At 73.3% G+C, this 15,886-nt stretch carries 13 protein-coding genes; 5 read left to right on the forward strand and 8 right to left on the reverse strand.

Translation table 11 applies throughout. The annotated features are described in order from the left end of the window. Nucleotides 1-142 precede the first annotated feature (142 nt). From ACLJPY_RS44070 to ACLJPY_RS44080, 3 genes are all read right to left on the reverse strand, one after another. Complete coding sequence (locus tag ACLJPY_RS44070; protein ID WP_410596947.1) at nt 143-1,498, reverse strand: hypothetical protein; 1,356 nt, start codon at nt 1,496-1,498, stop codon at nt 143-145. Nucleotides 1,499-1,623: 125 nt separating this feature from the next. Continuing rightward, on the reverse strand, nt 1,624-2,496 hold the full coding sequence (locus ACLJPY_RS44075; protein WP_410596948.1) for an LLM class F420-dependent oxidoreductase: 873 nt from the start codon (nt 2,494-2,496) through the stop codon (nt 1,624-1,626). A gap of 67 nt (nt 2,497-2,563) precedes the next feature. Then, nucleotides 2,564-3,868, reverse strand: a complete 1,305-nt coding sequence (locus ACLJPY_RS44080) for an alpha/beta hydrolase (RefSeq protein WP_410596949.1) — start codon at nt 3,866-3,868, stop codon at nt 2,564-2,566. 206 nt (nt 3,869-4,074) lie between these two features. Here ACLJPY_RS44080 and ACLJPY_RS44085 point away from each other — a divergent pair, with 206 nt between their 5' ends. Then, nucleotides 4,075-4,830 carry an alpha/beta fold hydrolase gene (locus tag ACLJPY_RS44085; protein ID WP_410596950.1) on the forward strand — a complete coding sequence of 252 codons (756 nt, stop codon included), beginning with the start codon at nt 4,075-4,077 and terminating at the stop codon, nt 4,828-4,830. Here the strand turns inward: ACLJPY_RS44085 and ACLJPY_RS44090 are convergent. After that, nucleotides 4,821-5,816, reverse strand: a complete 996-nt coding sequence (locus ACLJPY_RS44090; protein WP_410596951.1) for a hypothetical protein — start codon at nt 5,814-5,816, stop codon at nt 4,821-4,823. The genes ACLJPY_RS44085 and ACLJPY_RS44090 overlap by 10 nt on opposite strands. 51 nt (nt 5,817-5,867) lie before the next feature. On the opposite strand from ACLJPY_RS44090, the gene ACLJPY_RS44095 reads away from it, so the two are divergent. The 4 genes from ACLJPY_RS44095 to ACLJPY_RS44110 all read left to right on the forward strand — a co-directional run bounded on the left by ACLJPY_RS44095 (nt 5,868) and on the right by ACLJPY_RS44110 (nt 11,129). Further along, nucleotides 5,868-6,443, forward strand: a complete 576-nt coding sequence (locus ACLJPY_RS44095; protein ID WP_410596952.1) for a TetR/AcrR family transcriptional regulator — start codon at nt 5,868-5,870, stop codon at nt 6,441-6,443. Further along, complete coding sequence (locus ACLJPY_RS44100; RefSeq protein ID WP_410596953.1) at nt 6,440-7,414, forward strand: hypothetical protein; 975 nt, start codon at nt 6,440-6,442, stop codon at nt 7,412-7,414. The genes ACLJPY_RS44095 and ACLJPY_RS44100 overlap by 4 nt, the downstream gene beginning before the upstream one ends. 95 nt (nt 7,415-7,509) lie before the next feature. Continuing rightward, nucleotides 7,510-10,653, forward strand: coding sequence for a family 43 glycosylhydrolase (locus tag ACLJPY_RS44105; RefSeq protein ID WP_410596954.1), 3,144 nt, complete (start codon nt 7,510-7,512; stop codon nt 10,651-10,653). A gap of 143 nt (nt 10,654-10,796) precedes the next feature. Beyond that, nucleotides 10,797-11,129: a hypothetical protein gene (locus tag ACLJPY_RS44110; protein WP_410596955.1), complete on the forward strand. Its 333-nt coding sequence runs from the start codon at nt 10,797-10,799 to the stop codon at nt 11,127-11,129. 107 nt (nt 11,130-11,236) lie between these two features. Here the strand turns inward: ACLJPY_RS44110 and ACLJPY_RS44115 are convergent, their stop codons facing one another. From ACLJPY_RS44115 to ACLJPY_RS44130, 4 genes are read right to left on the reverse strand one after another with little or no spacing between them, the layout of a single operon-like run. Then, nucleotides 11,237-12,196, reverse strand: coding sequence for a hypothetical protein (locus tag ACLJPY_RS44115; protein ID WP_410596956.1), 960 nt, complete (start codon nt 12,194-12,196; stop codon nt 11,237-11,239). Next, nucleotides 12,183-14,348, reverse strand: a complete 2,166-nt coding sequence (locus ACLJPY_RS44120; protein WP_410596957.1) for a xanthine dehydrogenase family protein molybdopterin-binding subunit — start codon at nt 14,346-14,348, stop codon at nt 12,183-12,185. The genes ACLJPY_RS44115 and ACLJPY_RS44120 overlap by 14 nt, the downstream gene beginning before the upstream one ends. Beyond that, complete coding sequence (locus ACLJPY_RS44125) at nt 14,345-15,343, reverse strand: FAD binding domain-containing protein (RefSeq protein WP_410596958.1); 999 nt, start codon at nt 15,341-15,343, stop codon at nt 14,345-14,347. The genes ACLJPY_RS44120 and ACLJPY_RS44125 overlap by 4 nt, the downstream gene beginning before the upstream one ends. Next, the gene (locus ACLJPY_RS44130; RefSeq protein WP_410596959.1) at nt 15,343-15,819 is read right to left on the reverse strand and encodes a (2Fe-2S)-binding protein; all 477 of its coding nucleotides are present in this window, start codon (nt 15,817-15,819) and stop codon (nt 15,343-15,345) included. The genes ACLJPY_RS44125 and ACLJPY_RS44130 overlap by 1 nt, the downstream gene beginning before the upstream one ends. Between the last annotated feature and the right edge of the window lie 67 nt (nt 15,820-15,886).

A 15,886-nucleotide genomic window follows, 5' to 3' on the forward strand; every position in this document is an offset into this window, starting at 1 on the left:
TGGTCCGAGCGCCAGGGTACTGCGCTCCAGGTGGAGAACGAACGGCGACGGGCGGAAGTTCCCGTGGGTCACCTGTTCGGGTGGGGGCGGCGTCCGGGCCCGGACCGGGCGGCGGGTGCCGCCGGTCCGGGTCCGGTGCTGGTCAGCGTCCTGCCGGTACTTTCCCTGCGGCGCTCACCGCGGTGGCGACGCACTGGGTTGCGGCCGCGCCGGCGGCCTTGTCGGCGGCCTTATCGGCGGCCGCGCCGGTCTTGTCGGCGGCCTTGTTCTTGGCCTTCTTCTGCTGGTCCTGGGCGTTCTTGTCCTGGGCCTTCTGGCTTTCGGCCTTCGGGTCCTGGGCGTTCTGGCTCTCCTCGGCGGCCATGCCCTGCTGCTGCGCGGCGGCGGGATCGGCGGCCTGGGCGACGCAGTTCAGGATGGTGGCGCAGTCCTGCGCGTTGAGGACGATCTTGCCCGCGTCCTGCTGCGCGGCCATGCCGTTCTGCTCGGCATCCTGCTGATCTGCGGCCTTGCCCATGGCCGTGCCGTTCCGGTCGGCAGCACCGCCCTTGGCGGCTTTGCCCTGCTCGGCGGCTTCGTTCCCACTGCTGTTCTCGCCGGTCATGCCGTTCTGGTCGGCAGAGCCCTTGTCCGCGCTCATCCCGTTCTGGTCGGCCGCGCCTTGCTGGGCGGCCATGCCGTTGTCGGCGGCCATGCCGTTGGCGTCCTGACCGGCGGCGTTGTTCTGACCGGCCTTGCCGTTCTGGTTGGCCATGGCGTTGGCGTCCCCGGTGCCGGCGGCCTGGGCGAGGCACTTCTGGACTACCTCGCAGGCCTGGGCGGCAGCGGCGTCCTGCTGCCCGGCCATGCCGTTCCCGTCGGCGGCGCTCTTCTCGGCCGCCGCGTGCTTCTTCGCTGCCATGCCGTTCTTGCCCGCAGCCGCGCTCTTCTGCGCGCCCATACCGTTCTGGTCGGCTGCGCCCATGCTGCTGCCGTCGGCGGCACCGTTCTCGGCCGCCGCGCCCTGGTTCGCGGCCATCCCGTTCTCGTCGGCCGTGCCGTCCTGCTGCGCCTTGCCGTTTCCGGCGCCGGACTCAGCCGCCTTCTTCTTACCCGCAGCACCCTTCCCGGCCGCCATGCCGTTCCGCCCGGCCTCGTCCTTCGCCTCCGCAGCCTGCCCGGTCGAGGCGACCGCCGCGCACTTGACGGCCACCTCGTTCGCCGCCACCTGGCTCGCGCAGCCCGCGGCCTGGCGTTTCTGCTCGATCTGCTCGACCACCGCCTGGCGGTTGGCGATGCGGGCCGCCGACTGGGCGTCCGGGGCGGTGCGCTGGCTCGCGATGAACGTCAGGTTGTTCCGCAGCGCCGTGTCCAGACCACCGCACTGCTCCGTGGCCGCGTTGCTCGCCGGGCTGGTCAACGCGATCGCCGCCGCCGTTGCGCCGGCCACGCCCACCAGTGCGGCGAGTCCGATCGTCGCCGGTTTGCGGTGTCGTCCTGTCGTGCGCGCGTGGGGCATCAGCCCCTCCTCTCGGGTCGCCACCTCACCGAGGTACACGGCCCAACCGCCGCAACGGTTCACCGGACCACTTATGTCCATTGTGGACACGATGTCCGCGAGCCGCTGCGGCGGCCGCGCGGGTCCTAGAGTTCCGCCAGCTGCGGCACCGCCGGGGCCATCTCCTCGATCCACGCGGCGGGCGAACCCGTCGTCGGGGTGATGATCACCTGCTGCACGCCGAGTTTCGCGTAGCCGGCCATCGACCGGACGAAGTCGTCGCGGGTTTCCGGTGTCGGGCGCGGGTTGTTGGCCACGATCGTCTTGCGGATCGCCGTGTAGTCGCGGCCGACGTCGTCGCAGTGGCGGCGCAGCACGTCCAGCTTGTGCTCGACGTCCTCCGGCGAGCTGCCGAAGAGGTTGCACGCGTCGCCGTACTGGGCGACCAGCCGCAGCGTCTTGCGCTCGCCGGCGCCGCCGATGAGCACCTTCGGCCGGTGGATCGGCTGCGGCGAGCACAGCGTTTCGGCCAGCCGGTAGTGCTTGCCCTCGAACGGGCCGTTGTCCGCCGGGTCCCACATCTGCGCGCAGATGCGCAAGGTTTCCTCCAGCCGCTCGAACCGCTCGGCCACCGGCGGGAACGGCACGCCCATCCCCTGGTGCTCGCGCTCGAACCACGCGGCCCCGATGCCGAGGGCGGCCCGGCCGCCGGAGAGGACGTCGAGCGTCGTGACGATCTTCGCCAGCAGACCCGGGTGCCGGTAGGTCACGCCGGTGACGAGCAGGCCGAGCTCGATGCGGGACGTGTGCGCGGCGAGGTAGCCGAGCGTCGTGTAGCCCTCCAGCATGTTCGACTCGGCGGGCAGGCCGGTGGGCTCGATCTGGAAGTAGTGGTCCATGAAGGACAGCCAGGTCGCGCCCGCCTCCTCCGCCGCGGCGCCCACGCGTGCGAGCTCGCCGGCGATGGCGGGCGTCCCACCGTCGATGTCGAAGATGGGCAGGTGGAAACCGAGTTCCATGAAACAGCTCCTGAGGTGGTCGGTGTGCCCCTCACGCTAGGACCTGGAGTGCGCTCCAGGGCAAGTCTCACCCGTCGGCCGAGGCGAGGAAGTCCGCAACTCGGCGCTCGGACACCGGACCTTCGGTCACCGGCACCCCGGCCGCACGCAGGCGGGCGGCGAACTCGCCCGACTTCCGGCCGCCGTCGCCGAGCAGGAACGGCGGGGCGCCCGGGCCGGCGTGGGTCAGCGGGCTCGCCTCGCGCAGGGTCGACGGTGAACGCCCCAGCGCCATGAGCACCGACGCGCGGGTCAGCGGGTCCAGGCCCGCGAGGTCGAAGTCCGCGGGGGCCGCCAGGGCCGCCACCGCGCGGACGGTGCTGTCCTGGCCCGGGTACGGGCCGGCGTCCTGGCCGCGCGCGACGCCGAGCAGCGACGCCAGGGTGCCGCCCGTGCCGGTGCCCGCGACGGCGATCCGGCCCGGGTCGACGGCCAGCGCGGCGGCGTTGGCCTTGAGGAACCGCACCGCGCACCGGGCGTCGGTGAGCGGGGCCGGCCACGGTGCCGCGGGCGCGAGCCGGAAGTCGATGACGGCGACCGCGAAGCCCCGGGCCGTCAGCGCGTCCCGCAGCGGCCCGAACCGCGAACCGGCGAGCAGCGCTCCCGGCCCGGCGGGCTTGCGGTTGCCGAGGACGAGCCCGCCACCGTGCAGGAACAGCACCACCGGGACCGGCGGCGCGCCCGTGCTGCGCCGGTAGATGTCCATGGTCAGCGGGATCCCGTCGGAGCGGCAGTATTCGACCGTGCCGGGACCCGCGTCGAGCAACGTCGACGCGGCGGGCCCGGTGCTGCTGTCGCCGGCCGCGACGGCGCCCGCCACGCCGGTCGCGAGCACCGCCACCACCACCGGGAACCACAGGACCCACGCCGTCACCCGCCGGAGCGCGGACGGCCACGGGTGCGCCCGCCGCCGGGCCACGACGAGGAAGCCGAACAGCGCGACGACCTGCAGCCCGGCGGCCACGTAGTCGGTGAAGCCGGCCACCGTGTCCGCCGGCTGCCACGGGTCGAAGCGGGTCAGCAGTCCGAGCGGGCGGCTGAGCACCCACAGGACGAGCGCCAGTGCCGCCGCGAACGCACCGAAGTGCGCCGTTCTGCGGGTCGGCCACCCGAGCACGGCCACGGCGGCGACGATCCCGACGGCGGCCACCAGGCCGAACAGCATCGCGTACAGCTGCCAGACCCGCCACAGCGCGGGCAGTGCGGCCGCCGGGACCACCGCGCCGCCGAGGGCCGCGAGAACGGCCGTGACCAGCACCGGACCGCGGCGCAGCACCGGTGGCGCGGTCGACGGCGGGCGGACCGAACCCCGTTGCCCGTCGACGACCTTCATGCCGCCAGTGTCACCCTGGCGGCGCGAACGCGCACCCACTGGCGGGCCGCCGGGTGGTTGCGAGGCCGCCGCGGCACCCGGGCCCGCTCGAGGGCATCGCGACAAACCGGCGGCGGCGCACCGAGTCGAAGGCACCGTGCAGAACGGCACCGGGCAGGACGGCACGCCCGGGTTCGCGGCCGTCGACCCGCCGTACGATCGGGCACATGGAGCACTTCCGCGCCCGCGACGGCCGGGAACTCGCCTACCGCGCCCTCGGCCGCGGACGGACCCTGGTGCTGTTCCACGGGTTCGGCGGCTCGGGACGCGACTGGCTCGCCCCGGCCGAGGTGCTCGCCGGCCACGGGCACCGCGTGATCCTGCCGGACCTGCGCGGCCACGGGGCGAGCGCCGCCCCGCGCGATCCCGCGGCGTACCCGCCCGACGTCCTGGCCGACGACGGCTTCGCGTTGCTGGACCATCTCGTCCTCGACGACCACAGCCCCGACCACTACAGCCCCGACGACTACGACCTGGGCGGCTACTCCTTCGGCGGCCGGGTGGTGGTGCGCCTCCTCGCCCGCGGCGCCCGGCCGGGCCGCGCGGTCGTGGCGGGCCAGGGCCTCGACGCGGTCCGGCGCGCGACGTCCCGGACCGGGGTCCTCCACGACGCCTTGACCACGCTGATCGAGGGCCGGCCCGTGGCGCCCGGCTCGCCGGCGTACTGGATCCGGCAGGCCGGGAGCGACCCGGTGGCGCTGCGGCACGTCCTCGGCACCCACGTGCCGACGGCCGGCCTGCACCGGATCACCACGCCCACGCTGGTCCTGGTGGGCGCCGAAGACGACGGCCACGCCACCGCGGACGCCCTCGCCGCGACCCTGCCGAACGGCCGCTTCGCCCGGGTGCCGGGCACCCACTTCACGGCGATGAGCAGCCCGGAACTGACCGCGGCGATGGCGGACTTCCTGGCTCAGGCGTAGCACCCGGCCAGCGCGCCGAACGCCGCCTTCGGCTCCCACGGGACACCCGGGTACGTTTCCCCCACGCCGTCCTCCAGCACCTTCACCACGCCGCAGCTCGCCATGTCCAGGTCGGTGCGGGGATCGGCGCGGTGGACCAGGCCGTAGCAGACGAACGTGCACGCGAAAGCCGCGTCGACGCCTTCGGCCGCGAAGATCTCCACCAGTTCGCGGAGGTAGCGGGCCTGCTCTTCCTCGTCGCGGACGTGGTCGCCCTTCAGCCGGACCGGGAGGCCGTCTTCGTACTCGAGGATTTCGCCGGAGCGCGCGCCGAGGTCGGCCGCGCCGCGGTAGGGCGTCACGCCGAACTCCGTGATCGCCACCGGCTTGCCCGCCGCCACCAGGTTCCGGACGCCGTCGCGGTAAAGGTGCTCGACCTCCTTCGAGCGGTGGGCGTCCACCGAGACGATGTCGAACGGCGCCCAGTCGACGCGTTCCAGCGGGATCGCCGCGTACGTGACGCGGCCGCCGAACCGGGCGCGGACCGCCGCCACCGCGCGGGCGAGGAACGCGTTGATCCGCTCGGGGAGCCCGGCCAGGAGTTCCCGCGAGGCCAGGACGTTCTCCAGCCGCTCCGGGAGGCTCTCGCCCGGCAGGAAGCCGTGGCAGAACAGGCTGAGCTCGGCGCCGGTGACGAACACGACCTCGGCGCCGGCCTCGCGGAGGCGTTCGGCCCGCCCGGCACCGTCGGCCAAGAGGGCCAGGACCTCCTCCGGGCCGCGGTCCCACGGGAACGGCGAGAACCACACCTCCAGCCCGAGCTCGGCCGCCTGGCGGGCGGCGGACTCGATCCGGTCCAGGTCGGTGCCGATCAGCCGCACCGCCGTGCAGTGCAGGTCGTCGCGGATGATCGTCAGTTCGCGGCGCACGAGGTCCGGGTCGAACGGGCGGTTGAAGCTCCCGCCGAGTTCGAATCCCGTGTCGTAGCCGATGCCCTTGGCGCGCATGATTCCTCCGGTAGTTAAGGTACGGTCCGTACCGTACTCTATACTGGCGCCATGGCGAACACCCGGCGCCGGGGCGCCGAACTGGAGGACGCGATCCTGCGCGCGGCCGCGGCCGAACTCACCGAGGCGGGCTACCCCGGGCTGACCATGGAGCGGGTCGCCCACCGCGCGGGCACCAACAAGAACGCGATCTACCGGCGCTGGCCCCACCGCGCCGCCCTCGCCGTCGCCGCCTACCGCCACCTCGCCGAGGAGACCCTCAAGCCACCCGACACCGGCAACCTCCGCGAAGACGCGTTGACGCTGCTGCGGGCGATCAACTGCGGCCAGACGTCGCCGGCCGCCCGGGTCCTGCGCAGCCTCCTCACCGGCGTGGGCGACGAACCGGACCTCCGCGAACAGCTCCACGAACAGGCCGCCGCGGGCGGCACGGCCCCCTGGCTGGCCATCGCCGGGCAGGCGGTGGCCAGCGGCGAGGCCCGGCCGGGCGCACTGCATCCCCGCGTGGCCACCACGGCGTTGGTGCTGCTGCGCAACGAGTACCTCACGCGCGGACTGACCACAGTGGACGACGAGGTCCTCGTCGAGATCGTCGACGAGGTCTACCTGCCCCTGGTGCGCGCATGACGTCCCGGCGCGCTCGCCACGAGAAGATCGCCGCCGCACTGGCCGGAGCGGGCGACGACCTCCTGGCCGCGGCCCGCCCGCTCGGCACCGGCATCGGCGGCTCCTCGTGGCGGCTGCGGGTGGCCGGCGAGCCGGTCTTCGTCAAACGGGTGCCCCTCACCGACGTGGAACTGGCCCACCCCCGCTCGACGGCCGACCTCTACGGGCTGCCGCCGTGGTCGCACTACGGGGTCGGTTCCGCCGGCGGCGGAGCCTGGCGCGAACTGGAAGCGCACCTGATGACGACCGCGTGGGCGCTCGGCGGCGAGTGCGAGAACTTCCCGCTGCTGCACCACTGGCGGATCGCACCCGGCCTGCCGCGCCCGCGCACCGACATCGAAGCCGACATCGCGTTCTGGCACCACGACGACGGCGTGCGACGACGGCTGGAAGCGCTTACCGGGTCGACCACCGACCTCGTGCTGTTCCTCGAGCACTTCCCGCACAGCGTCGCCGGGTGGCCGGGTGACGACCTGCCGCTCGAGGAAGACCTGAAGCACATCACCGGTTTCCTGGCCACCGAAGGCGTCCAGCACTTCGACGCGCACTTCGCCAACATCGTCACCGACGGCGAACGGCTCTACCTCACGGATTTCGGCCTCACCGTGGCGCCGGGCTTCGACCTCTCGGACACCGAAGCGCAGTTCCTCGCCGAGCACGACGGCCACGACCGCGCCTACGTGCTGACCCACCTGCTCAACCGGCACGTCCGCGGCCTGCGCGACTGGCCGGATGCCCGCACCCGCAACGACTTCGTCCGCGCCTGCGCCGCCGGGGAGGTCCCGGACCAGACCCCGTTGCTGCGCCGGTACGCGCCGCTGGCCGCCGTCGTCAACGACTTCTACTTCGCCCTGCACACCGCGAGCCGGAAGACGCCGTACCCGCGCGACGCGATCGCCGAGCAGCTGGGCCGCCATCCCGAAGGCCCTTGACCACCGGCCTGCGCCGACCTACAGTCAGCGTACCCCGAATCATGTTAACGTTAACATGAGCGGTCCCCGACGTGCCTCCGAAGGAACCGACAACGATGAAGTTGTTCTCCCCACGCCGTTTCGGCGTCGTGCTGGCCGTCGCGGCCGCGCTCGTCCCGCTCGGCGGCGCCGGCGCCGGTGCGGCGCCGTCCACCGACACCGGGTCCGCCCTCCGCGCCGCCGCGGGCACGCTGTCCGTCCCCGGCGTCGACGACGTGCGCGGCAACCTGACGCTGCCCACGAGCGGCCCGGACGGCACCAGCGTCGCCTGGGCTTCGTCCGCGCCGTCGGTGATCACGCCGACCGGTGAGGTGACCCGGCCGGCACCCGGCGCCGCGCCCGCGAAGGTCGTCCTCACCGCGAAGGTCAGCCTCGGGCGCGAGAGCACCACGCGGCGGTTCACCGCCACCGTGGTGCCCAAGCCCGTCCGGCAACCCCTGGCGGGCTACAGCTTCTTCTACTTCACCGGCGAAGGCACGTCCGACGGCGAGCAGATCTACTCGGCCCTCAGCAAGGGCAACGACCCGCTGAACTGGACCGAGCTCAACAACGGCCGGCCGATCCTCAAGTCGAGCCTCGGCGAACTGGGCGTGCGCGACCCGTTCGTCCTCCGCTCCCCCGACGGCGACAAGTTCTACCTGCTCGCCACCGACCTGCGGATCTACGCCGGCCGCGGCTGGGACGCCGCCCAGCGCACCGGCAGCCGGTCGATCATGGTCTGGGAGTCCACCGACCTGGCGCACTGGTCGCGCCAGCGCAGCGTCCAGGTCTCCCCGCCGACCGCGGGCAACACCTGGGCCCCGGAGGCCTTCTGGGACGCCAAGCGCGGGACGTACGTCGTCTACTGGGCCTCGAAGCTCTACGCGGAAAACGACCCGAACCACACGGGCGACAGCTACAACCGGATGCTGTACGCGACCACGCGCGACTTCGTCACCTTCAGCGCGCCGCAGGTGTGGATCGACCCGGGCTACTCGGTGATCGACTCGACGGTGCTCGAGAACCAGGACACCTACTACCGGTTCACCAAGGACGAGCGCAACAACACCTCGTCCACCCCGTGCAGCAAGTTCATCACCGAAGAAAAAGCCACCGACCTGCTCGACCCGCACTACGGCTTCGTCGCCGACTGCCTCGGCAAGGCCACCGCGACCAGCCCGGGCCTGTCCGCCGGCGAAGGGCCGACCGGCTTCAAGTCCAACACCGAGAACAAGTGGTACCTGTTCATCGACGAGTTCGGCGGCCGCGGCTACGTCCCGTTCGAGACCACCGACCTGAACTCCGGCAAGTGGACGATGTCCACCGGCGCGCACCTGCCCGCCTCCCCGCGCCACGGCACCGTCCTGCCGGTCACGCAGGCCGAGATGGACCGGCTGAGCGCGCCACCGGCGGCGCCGAAGGCCGACTCGGCCGGGCTCGTCGCGCACTGGCCGCTCGACGCGAAGTCGGGCACGGTCGCGGCCGACACGACCGGCCACGGCTACGACGGCGCCCTCGCCGGTGACGTCTCCTGGGCCGGCGGCTCGCTGGCGTTCGGCGGCAAGAACGGCCACGTCCAGCTGCCGGACAACCTGCTCACCGGCGCTTCGGCGGCGACCGTGTCGGCCGACGTCCTCGTGGACCCGAACCAGCAGACGCCGTACTTCCTGTGGGGCCTGGGCAACACGGCCGAGGACGGCACCGGCAACGGCTACCTCTTCACCACCGGCGGCACGGCGAGCGGCGGGTTCCGCGGCGCCATCGCGACCGGCAACTGGACCACCGAACAGGCCGCCGACGCCGGCGGCGGGCTACCGCGCGGGGTGTGGAAGAACGTGACGCTCACGGTCGGCAACGGGGTCGAGGTGCTCTACCTGGACGGCGTCGAGGTGGGCCGCAACGCGAACGCCACCACCAAGCCGGCCGACCTCGGCGGCGGCGTCACGGCCGCCAACTACCTCGGCCGCTCGGTGTACGCGGGCGACAAGACGCTGACCGGCAAGATGAAGGACGTGCGGCTCTACAACCGGGCGCTGCCCGGGCTCGAGGTCGCCACGCTGCCGTCCAACAGCACCGCGATCCGCTCGGTGCGGCTCGATTCGCTCAAGACGCCGGCCGTCGTCGACGCGGGCGCCGGCACGGTCGTGCTCCCGGTCGAGCCGGGCACCGACCTGCGGCGGCTCGCGCCGGAGTTCGGCCTGGCGCCGGGGGCGACCATCAAGCCGGCCAACGGGAAGCCGGTGAACCTCAGCTCGCCGAGGCAGTTCACGGTGACCGGCGCCGGCGGCGAGCGTCGCGTCTGGACGGTCGAGGCGCACGAAACCCGCAGCCCCGTGCTGCCCGGTTACCACGCCGACCCGAACATCGTCGCGTTCGGCGACACCTACTACCTCTACCCGACCACCGACGGCTTCGACGGCTGGAGCGGGACGAAGTTCTCGGCCTGGTCGTCGAAGAACCTCGTCGACTGGAAAGACGAGGGTGTCGTCCTCGACCTCGGCAAGGACGTCGGCTGGGCCGACAAGAACGCCTGGGCACCGACGATCGCGAAGCGCGGCGGGAAGTACTACTTCTACTTCTGCGCCGAGGCCAAGATCGGCGTGGCGGTGAGCGACTCCCCGACCGGCCCGTTCGTCGACTCCGGCAAGCCGCTGATCGCCCGGAACCCCGACGGCGGCCAGGCCATCGACCCGGCGGTGTTCCTCGACCACACCGGACAGCCCTACCTCTACTGGGGCAACGGCAACGCCTACGTCGTCCCGCTGAACGACGACATGGTGTCCTACGACCCCGCGAAGATCACCCGCCTGACCGGCCTCGACGACTTCCGCGAGGGACTGTTCATGGTGGAGCGCAAGGGCACGTACTACCTCAGCTGGTCCATCGACGACACCCGCAGCCCGGACTACCGCGTCGGCTACGCGACGGCGCCGAGCCCGACCGGGCCGTTCACCAACCGCGGCGTGCTCCTGAGCAAGGACGCCCACCTGGGTGTCCTCGGCACCGGGCACAGCTCGATGCTGCAGGTCCCGGGCACCGACGACTGGTACATCGCCTACCACCGCTTCGGCATCCCGGGCGGCGACGGCACCCACCGCGAGACGACGATCGACAAGCTGACGTTCCGCCGCGACGGCACGATCGCCCCGGTCGTCCCGACGTTGGAGAGCGTGCGGCCGCAGCGGATCCCGTGGCACTGCGGGGCCGTCCGGGCCGGCTGAGGCGCGGGTGGGCCGCTCGTCCGGGTGGTCCACCCGATGCGGTGAGACGGAGATCACGAGCGACGAGGTTTACCCCACTGTGGCCGGGGTAAACATCCGCCGTTCGGGTTGCTCCAGTTGCTTTCCGCCCCAGGAGTCGTTTGATGACCAGCGTCCTGACCGACAACATCGGGAACTCGCGTCCGGTGCCCCGGCCGCGCCCGCGTCCGGTCACGTCCGACACGCTCGCGGAGCTCGCCCGCCTCGCCGCGCTGGCCGAACTCGCCCGGCGCTCGTCACCGTCCCTGATGCACCACGCGATCCTCGCCGGCACGTCGCCCGCCACGGTGGCCGCCGCCGCGAACGTCGACGTCGCCGAAGCGCACATCCGCTGGCACGAATGGGCCGACACCGCGGTCGGCCGCGACGAGTACCTGCGCGTGCACACCGCCTTCGCCGAAGCCGTCGTCGCGCGCCACGCAGCCGTGGAGGCCTAGCTGTGCCCGTGACCACCGAGGAAACGACCCTGGCCGACCTGGCCGCGCTCGGCGACGCGGCCACCGAACTGCTGGCCGAGATCACCGAACAGCTGGCGACGGTGGCCTCACGCCGCTGAGGCGGGCCAGCGCCGCCACACGGCGACGTGCAGGATCACCGCGAGACTCAGCGCGGTCAGCGTCGTGTGGGTGACCCACGCGCCGACGAGGCCTTCCGGCACGCCGGCCCAGCGCGCGACCTGCGGCAACCCGAACGCCAGCGCGGCCGTCAGCAGCGCCACCAGCACCAGGACGAGGCTCCGCCCCGGCAGCGGCGGCAGCCGGATCGCCGGCCAGGCCTCGAACAGCATCGCCACCACGAGCACCGACGCGATGGCCGCGCCCGCGACCGGGGCCGGCACCCGATGGGTCGCCGCCGCGCAGGCGATGACCACGCCGTGGGCCGTCGCCAGGCGGACCGCGCGCCGCCGGATGCGGGCGAACGGCCGGCCCCGCAGCGCGACGAAGAAGACCAGCTGCCAGGCCCCCAGCACGGCGAAGACCCCCGCGTAGTCCTCGGCCGGCACCAGGCCGGTCCCGACGATGCCCAGGTAGAGCGCCAGCCCGGCGATCCAGCACGAAACCAGCGCCACGACACCGGGCCAATACGTGCCGCGGCCGCGGAGAGGCCGGCCTTCGCCGACGAGGGTGAGCTGCAGCATCAGCGTGAAGATGCCCGCCGCCAGTGGAACGCTCCCCCGGCCGAGCAGCGCCAGTACCACTCCGCCGGCGGCCACGAGCGCCGTGTCGGCCACGCCCGTCCAGCCGCCGCGCAACAGGCTGCCCGGCCGGTCTTCCCACCAGAAGGCGATCATCGCCACGATCGGCAGCGCGAACGTGATGGGCGGCCCGAGCAGCTCCAGCGTCCGCACCGGACCGCCCGCTCCCGCCGCGAGCAGCGCCGCCACCGGCAACACGAAGACCAGGCCGAGCAGGCCCCGCCGCGGCTGGGCCCGGCGGGCACCGGCCGGGCTCAGCGCGTCCGGACGGCAGACCGCCGGTCGGTCGTCCGGCTCAGAGGACGTCATCGATGCGGATCGGCAACCGGTGGTGGCGCTTGCCGGTCGCGTGGTGGACGGCGTTGGCCACCGCCGCCGCGACCCCGACCATCGCGACCTCGCCGAGCCCCTTCACCCCCACCGGGTTGAACCGCGGGTCGGGCTGGTCCACGAAGCCGACGTCGATGCGGTGGACGTCGGCGTTCACCATGACCGGGTACTCCTCCAGCGTGGCGTTGAGGAAGCCGCCGGTCCGCGCGCCGGGCAGGCTTTCCTCCCGCAGCGCCCCGCCGATGCCCCACACCACGCCGCCGCGGACCTGGCTCGCCGCGGTGACCGGGCTCGCGACGCGCCCGCAGTCGACGACGCTGACCACCCGCGGCACCCGGATCCGGCACGTCGCCGGCTCGACCCGGACCTCGACGAAGTGGGCGACCCAGCTGAACGTGCTGAATTCGGGGTAGACCGGGCCGGAGATGGCCAGGTGCCCGGCCTTCGACTGCCCGACCGCCTCGGGCGGCTGCCCGGGCGCGACCGTGGCCACCTCGACGTCGACCGGGTGCCCGAGCCGTGCCACCGCCGCGGCGACGTCGACCGCGCCGGTGCCGGCGGCGTCGAGGTGCTCGCGCAGCTCCCGCAGTCCCGCGTGGACGGCGGGCAACGCGGTCGCGGTGCCCCATGAACCGGCGGTGAGGTGCTGCGGCGCGTACCGGGTGTCGCCCACGCGAACCTCGACGGCACGGACGTCGATCTCCAGGTCGTTCGCGACGAGCAGCGCGATCGCCGAGCGGATGCCCTGGCCCATCTCGTGGCCGTCGACCCCGACCGCGACGCGGCCGTCGGCGGTGGCGCTCAGGTGCGCGACGGCGGGTGCGGCGTGGCCCGGGTAGGTGCCCGCGGCGACGCCCCAGCCGATCAGCGAGCCGTCGTCGGCGCGCATCGAGCCGGGCCGCGGGTCGCGCGCGGCCCAGCCGAAGCCGCCGGCGCCGCGGCGCAGGCATTCGGCGAGGAAGCGGGTGGAGAACGGCCGTCCGGTGACCGGGTCGGTCATCGTGTCGTTGGCCAGGCGCAGCGCGACCGGGTCCTGGCCCGTGGCGTAGGCGAGTTCGTCGACCGCGGACTCGAACGCGAACATCGCCGAGCTCTCGAACGGCGCCCGCATGTAGCCGGGCGTCTGGACGTCGGTCTGCACCAGGCGGTGGCGGCCGCGGAACGCCGGGAAGCCGTACAGCCGGGACGTGACCTCGGTGTGCATGGCCGGGAACAGGTCGTGGCGCGAGGTCTGCTGGTCGACCTCGTGCACGGCGGCGAGGATCTTGCCGGTCTCGTCCGCGCCGAGGCGCACGCGGTGCCGGGTCGCCGGGCGGAAGCTGCCGTTGTGGAAGGTCTGGGCGCGGGTCAGCACGAGCTTGACCGGCCGGCCCAGGCGCCGGGCGGCCAGTGCGAGCGGCGCCAGGTGCGGCTGCAGCGAGTTCTTCTGGCCGAAGCCGCCGCCGACGTAGGGCGAGCGGACCTCGACGCAGGCCGGGTCGAGGCCGAGCTGCTGCGCGAGCCCGTGCCGGACCGCGGCCGCGTTCTGCGTGCCCTCGTGCACGACCAGGGTGTCGCCGCGCCACTCGGCGACGGCGCCGTTGAGCTCCATCGGGACCGCGTGCTGGGCCGCGTGCTCGTAGGTGCGCTCGATCCGGACCGGGCTGGCGTCGACCACCGCGTCGGCGTCGCCGAAGTCGATGTCGGCGAGGAACGGCAGCGGGATCGCCTCTTCCTGCACCAGGGTGGTCGCGCCCTCGGCGTCGAGGTCGACGGCGACCGGTTCGGGCTCGTACTCCGCGGTGACCAGTTCGGCGGCCTCGGTGGCGGCGACCAGGGTCTCCGCGACGACCAGGGCGATCGGCTGGCCGCGGTAGGCGATGCGGTCGTCCAGCAGCGGCTGCAGGCTCTGGAAGGAGAACCCGCCGCCCATGATGAAGCCCGGGCCGCGCAGTTCCGCCGCGTCGAACCGGGTCACGACGAGCAGGACACCGGGCACGGCCTCCGCCGCCGTGGTGTCCACATAGGATACCCGGCCGCGGCCGGTGCGCGCCGGCACGAGGACGGCGTGCGCCAGGCCGTCCGGGACCCGGTCGGTGCCGTAGGCGGCCCGGCCGGTGACCTTCTCGTAGGCGTCGACACGAGGTGTCATCGGGTGGCCCTCTCTCCGGCCGTGCGCACGGCGTCGGCGACCGTGCGGATGCCGAGCTCGACGCGGAATCCGTTGTGGGTACCGGGACGCGCCCCGGCGAAGGCGATTTCGCCGGCGCGGCGGGCGTTTTCGACGGTCAGCGGGGCCCCGCGCAGGACGCGTTCGGCTTCGCCCGCCCGCCAGGGCCGGGTGGCGACCCCGCCCAGCGCGATCCGGCAGTCGCCGACGACGCCGTCCTCGACGGTCAGCGCGACCGCCGCCGAGGCCAGGGCGAAGGCGTAGGACTCGCGGTCGCGGATCTTCAGGTACGTGGAGCCGCGGCCGGCGGCCGTCACCGGGACGCGGATCCGCAATATGAGTTCGCCGTCGCCGAGGGTGTGTTCGCGCGCCGGGTCGTCCCCTGGTTCGACGTGCAGTTCCGCCAGCGGGACGGTGCGTTCGCCGTCCGGGCCGGCGACGTCGACGACCGCGTCGAAGGCCAGCAGCGCGACCGCCCAGTCGCCGGGGTAGGTCGCGATGCAGGCGGCGCTGGTGCCCAGGAGGGCGTGGGTGCGGTCGTGGCCTTCGCGCGCGGCGCAGCCGCTGCCGGGTTCCCGTTTGTTGCACGGGAATTCCGGGCCGCCGCGGAAGTAGCCGCAGCGGGTGCGCTGCAGCAGGTTCCCGCCGACGGTGGCCATGTTCCGCAGCTGCTGCGACGCGGCCCGCCACAGCGATTCGGCCAGTGCCGGGTACTCCGCGCGGACGGCGGGGTGCTCGGCGACGTCGGCCATCCGGGCGCCGGCGCCGAAGACGAGTTCGCGCTCCCCGTGTTCGATCGCGGCCAGCTCCGGCAGCCGGTGCACGTCGACGACGGCGGGCGGGGTCTCGATGCCGAGCTTCATCAGGTCGTAGAGCGTGGTGCCGCCGGCGAGCACCTTGGCGCCGGGCCCGGCGTCCCGGAGGGCGGCGACGGCCGAGCCGACGCTGTCGGGCGCGTAGTAGGCGAAGGGGCGCATCAGGACTCCCCCGCGACTTGCCGGACGGCGGCGACGATGCCCGCGTAGGCCCCGCAGCGGCAGAGGTTGCCGCTGAGGTACTCGCGGATCTCGTCGTCGTCGCCCGCGTGGCCCTCGGCGATGCAGGCGAGGCCGGACATGATCTGCCCGGGCGTGCAGTAGCCGCACTGGAGGGCGTCGTGGTCGACGAAGGCCTGCTGCAGCGGGTGCAGCGCCCCGTCCGGGCCGGCCACGCCTTCGATGGTGGTGACGTCCTGCCCGGCGACCTGCACAGCGGGCGTCAGGCAGGACACCACCCGCCGCCCGTCGAGGTGCACCGTGCAGGCCCCGCAGTGGCCCTGGTCGCAGCCTTTTTTGGTACCGGTCAGCCCGAGCCGCTCGCGCAGCACGTCGAGCAGCGACTCCCGCGGATCGACCGCCAACCGGACGCGTTCGCCGTTGACGGTGGCTTCGACGCTGATTTCCGAAGTGGACACCCGCCGACGCTAACCGGCCCGCACTGGGCGGCGCTTTCCCGAGATTGCTGCCGGAGACACCGTTTAT

The organism is Amycolatopsis sp. lyj-23, assembly GCF_046549135.1.
Taxonomy (GTDB): domain Bacteria; phylum Actinomycetota; class Actinomycetes; order Mycobacteriales; family Pseudonocardiaceae; genus Amycolatopsis.

Coding starts and splice junctions, on each gene's coding strand:
- ACLJPY_RS44070 (WP_410596947.1), bottom strand. CDS start 1,498: ATGCCCCACGCGCGCACGACAGGACGACACCGCAAACCGGCGACGATC.
- ACLJPY_RS44075 (WP_410596948.1), bottom strand. CDS start 2,496: ATGGAACTCGGTTTCCACCTGCCCATCTTCGACATCGACGGTGGGACG.
- ACLJPY_RS44080 (WP_410596949.1), bottom strand. CDS start 3,868: ATGAAGGTCGTCGACGGGCAACGGGGTTCGGTCCGCCCGCCGTCGACC.
- ACLJPY_RS44085 (WP_410596950.1), top strand. CDS start 4,075: ATGGAGCACTTCCGCGCCCGCGACGGCCGGGAACTCGCCTACCGCGCC.
- ACLJPY_RS44090 (WP_410596951.1), bottom strand. CDS start 5,816: ATGCGCGCCAAGGGCATCGGCTACGACACGGGATTCGAACTCGGCGGG.
- ACLJPY_RS44095 (WP_410596952.1), top strand. CDS start 5,868: ATGGCGAACACCCGGCGCCGGGGCGCCGAACTGGAGGACGCGATCCTG.
- ACLJPY_RS44100 (WP_410596953.1), top strand. CDS start 6,440: ATGACGTCCCGGCGCGCTCGCCACGAGAAGATCGCCGCCGCACTGGCC.
- ACLJPY_RS44105 (WP_410596954.1), top strand. CDS start 7,510: ATGAAGTTGTTCTCCCCACGCCGTTTCGGCGTCGTGCTGGCCGTCGCG.
- ACLJPY_RS44110 (WP_410596955.1), top strand. CDS start 10,797: ATGACCAGCGTCCTGACCGACAACATCGGGAACTCGCGTCCGGTGCCC.
- ACLJPY_RS44115 (WP_410596956.1), bottom strand. CDS start 12,196: ATGACGTCCTCTGAGCCGGACGACCGACCGGCGGTCTGCCGTCCGGAC.
- ACLJPY_RS44120 (WP_410596957.1), bottom strand. CDS start 14,348: ATGACACCTCGTGTCGACGCCTACGAGAAGGTCACCGGCCGGGCCGCC.
- ACLJPY_RS44125 (WP_410596958.1), bottom strand. CDS start 15,343: ATGCGCCCCTTCGCCTACTACGCGCCCGACAGCGTCGGCTCGGCCGTC.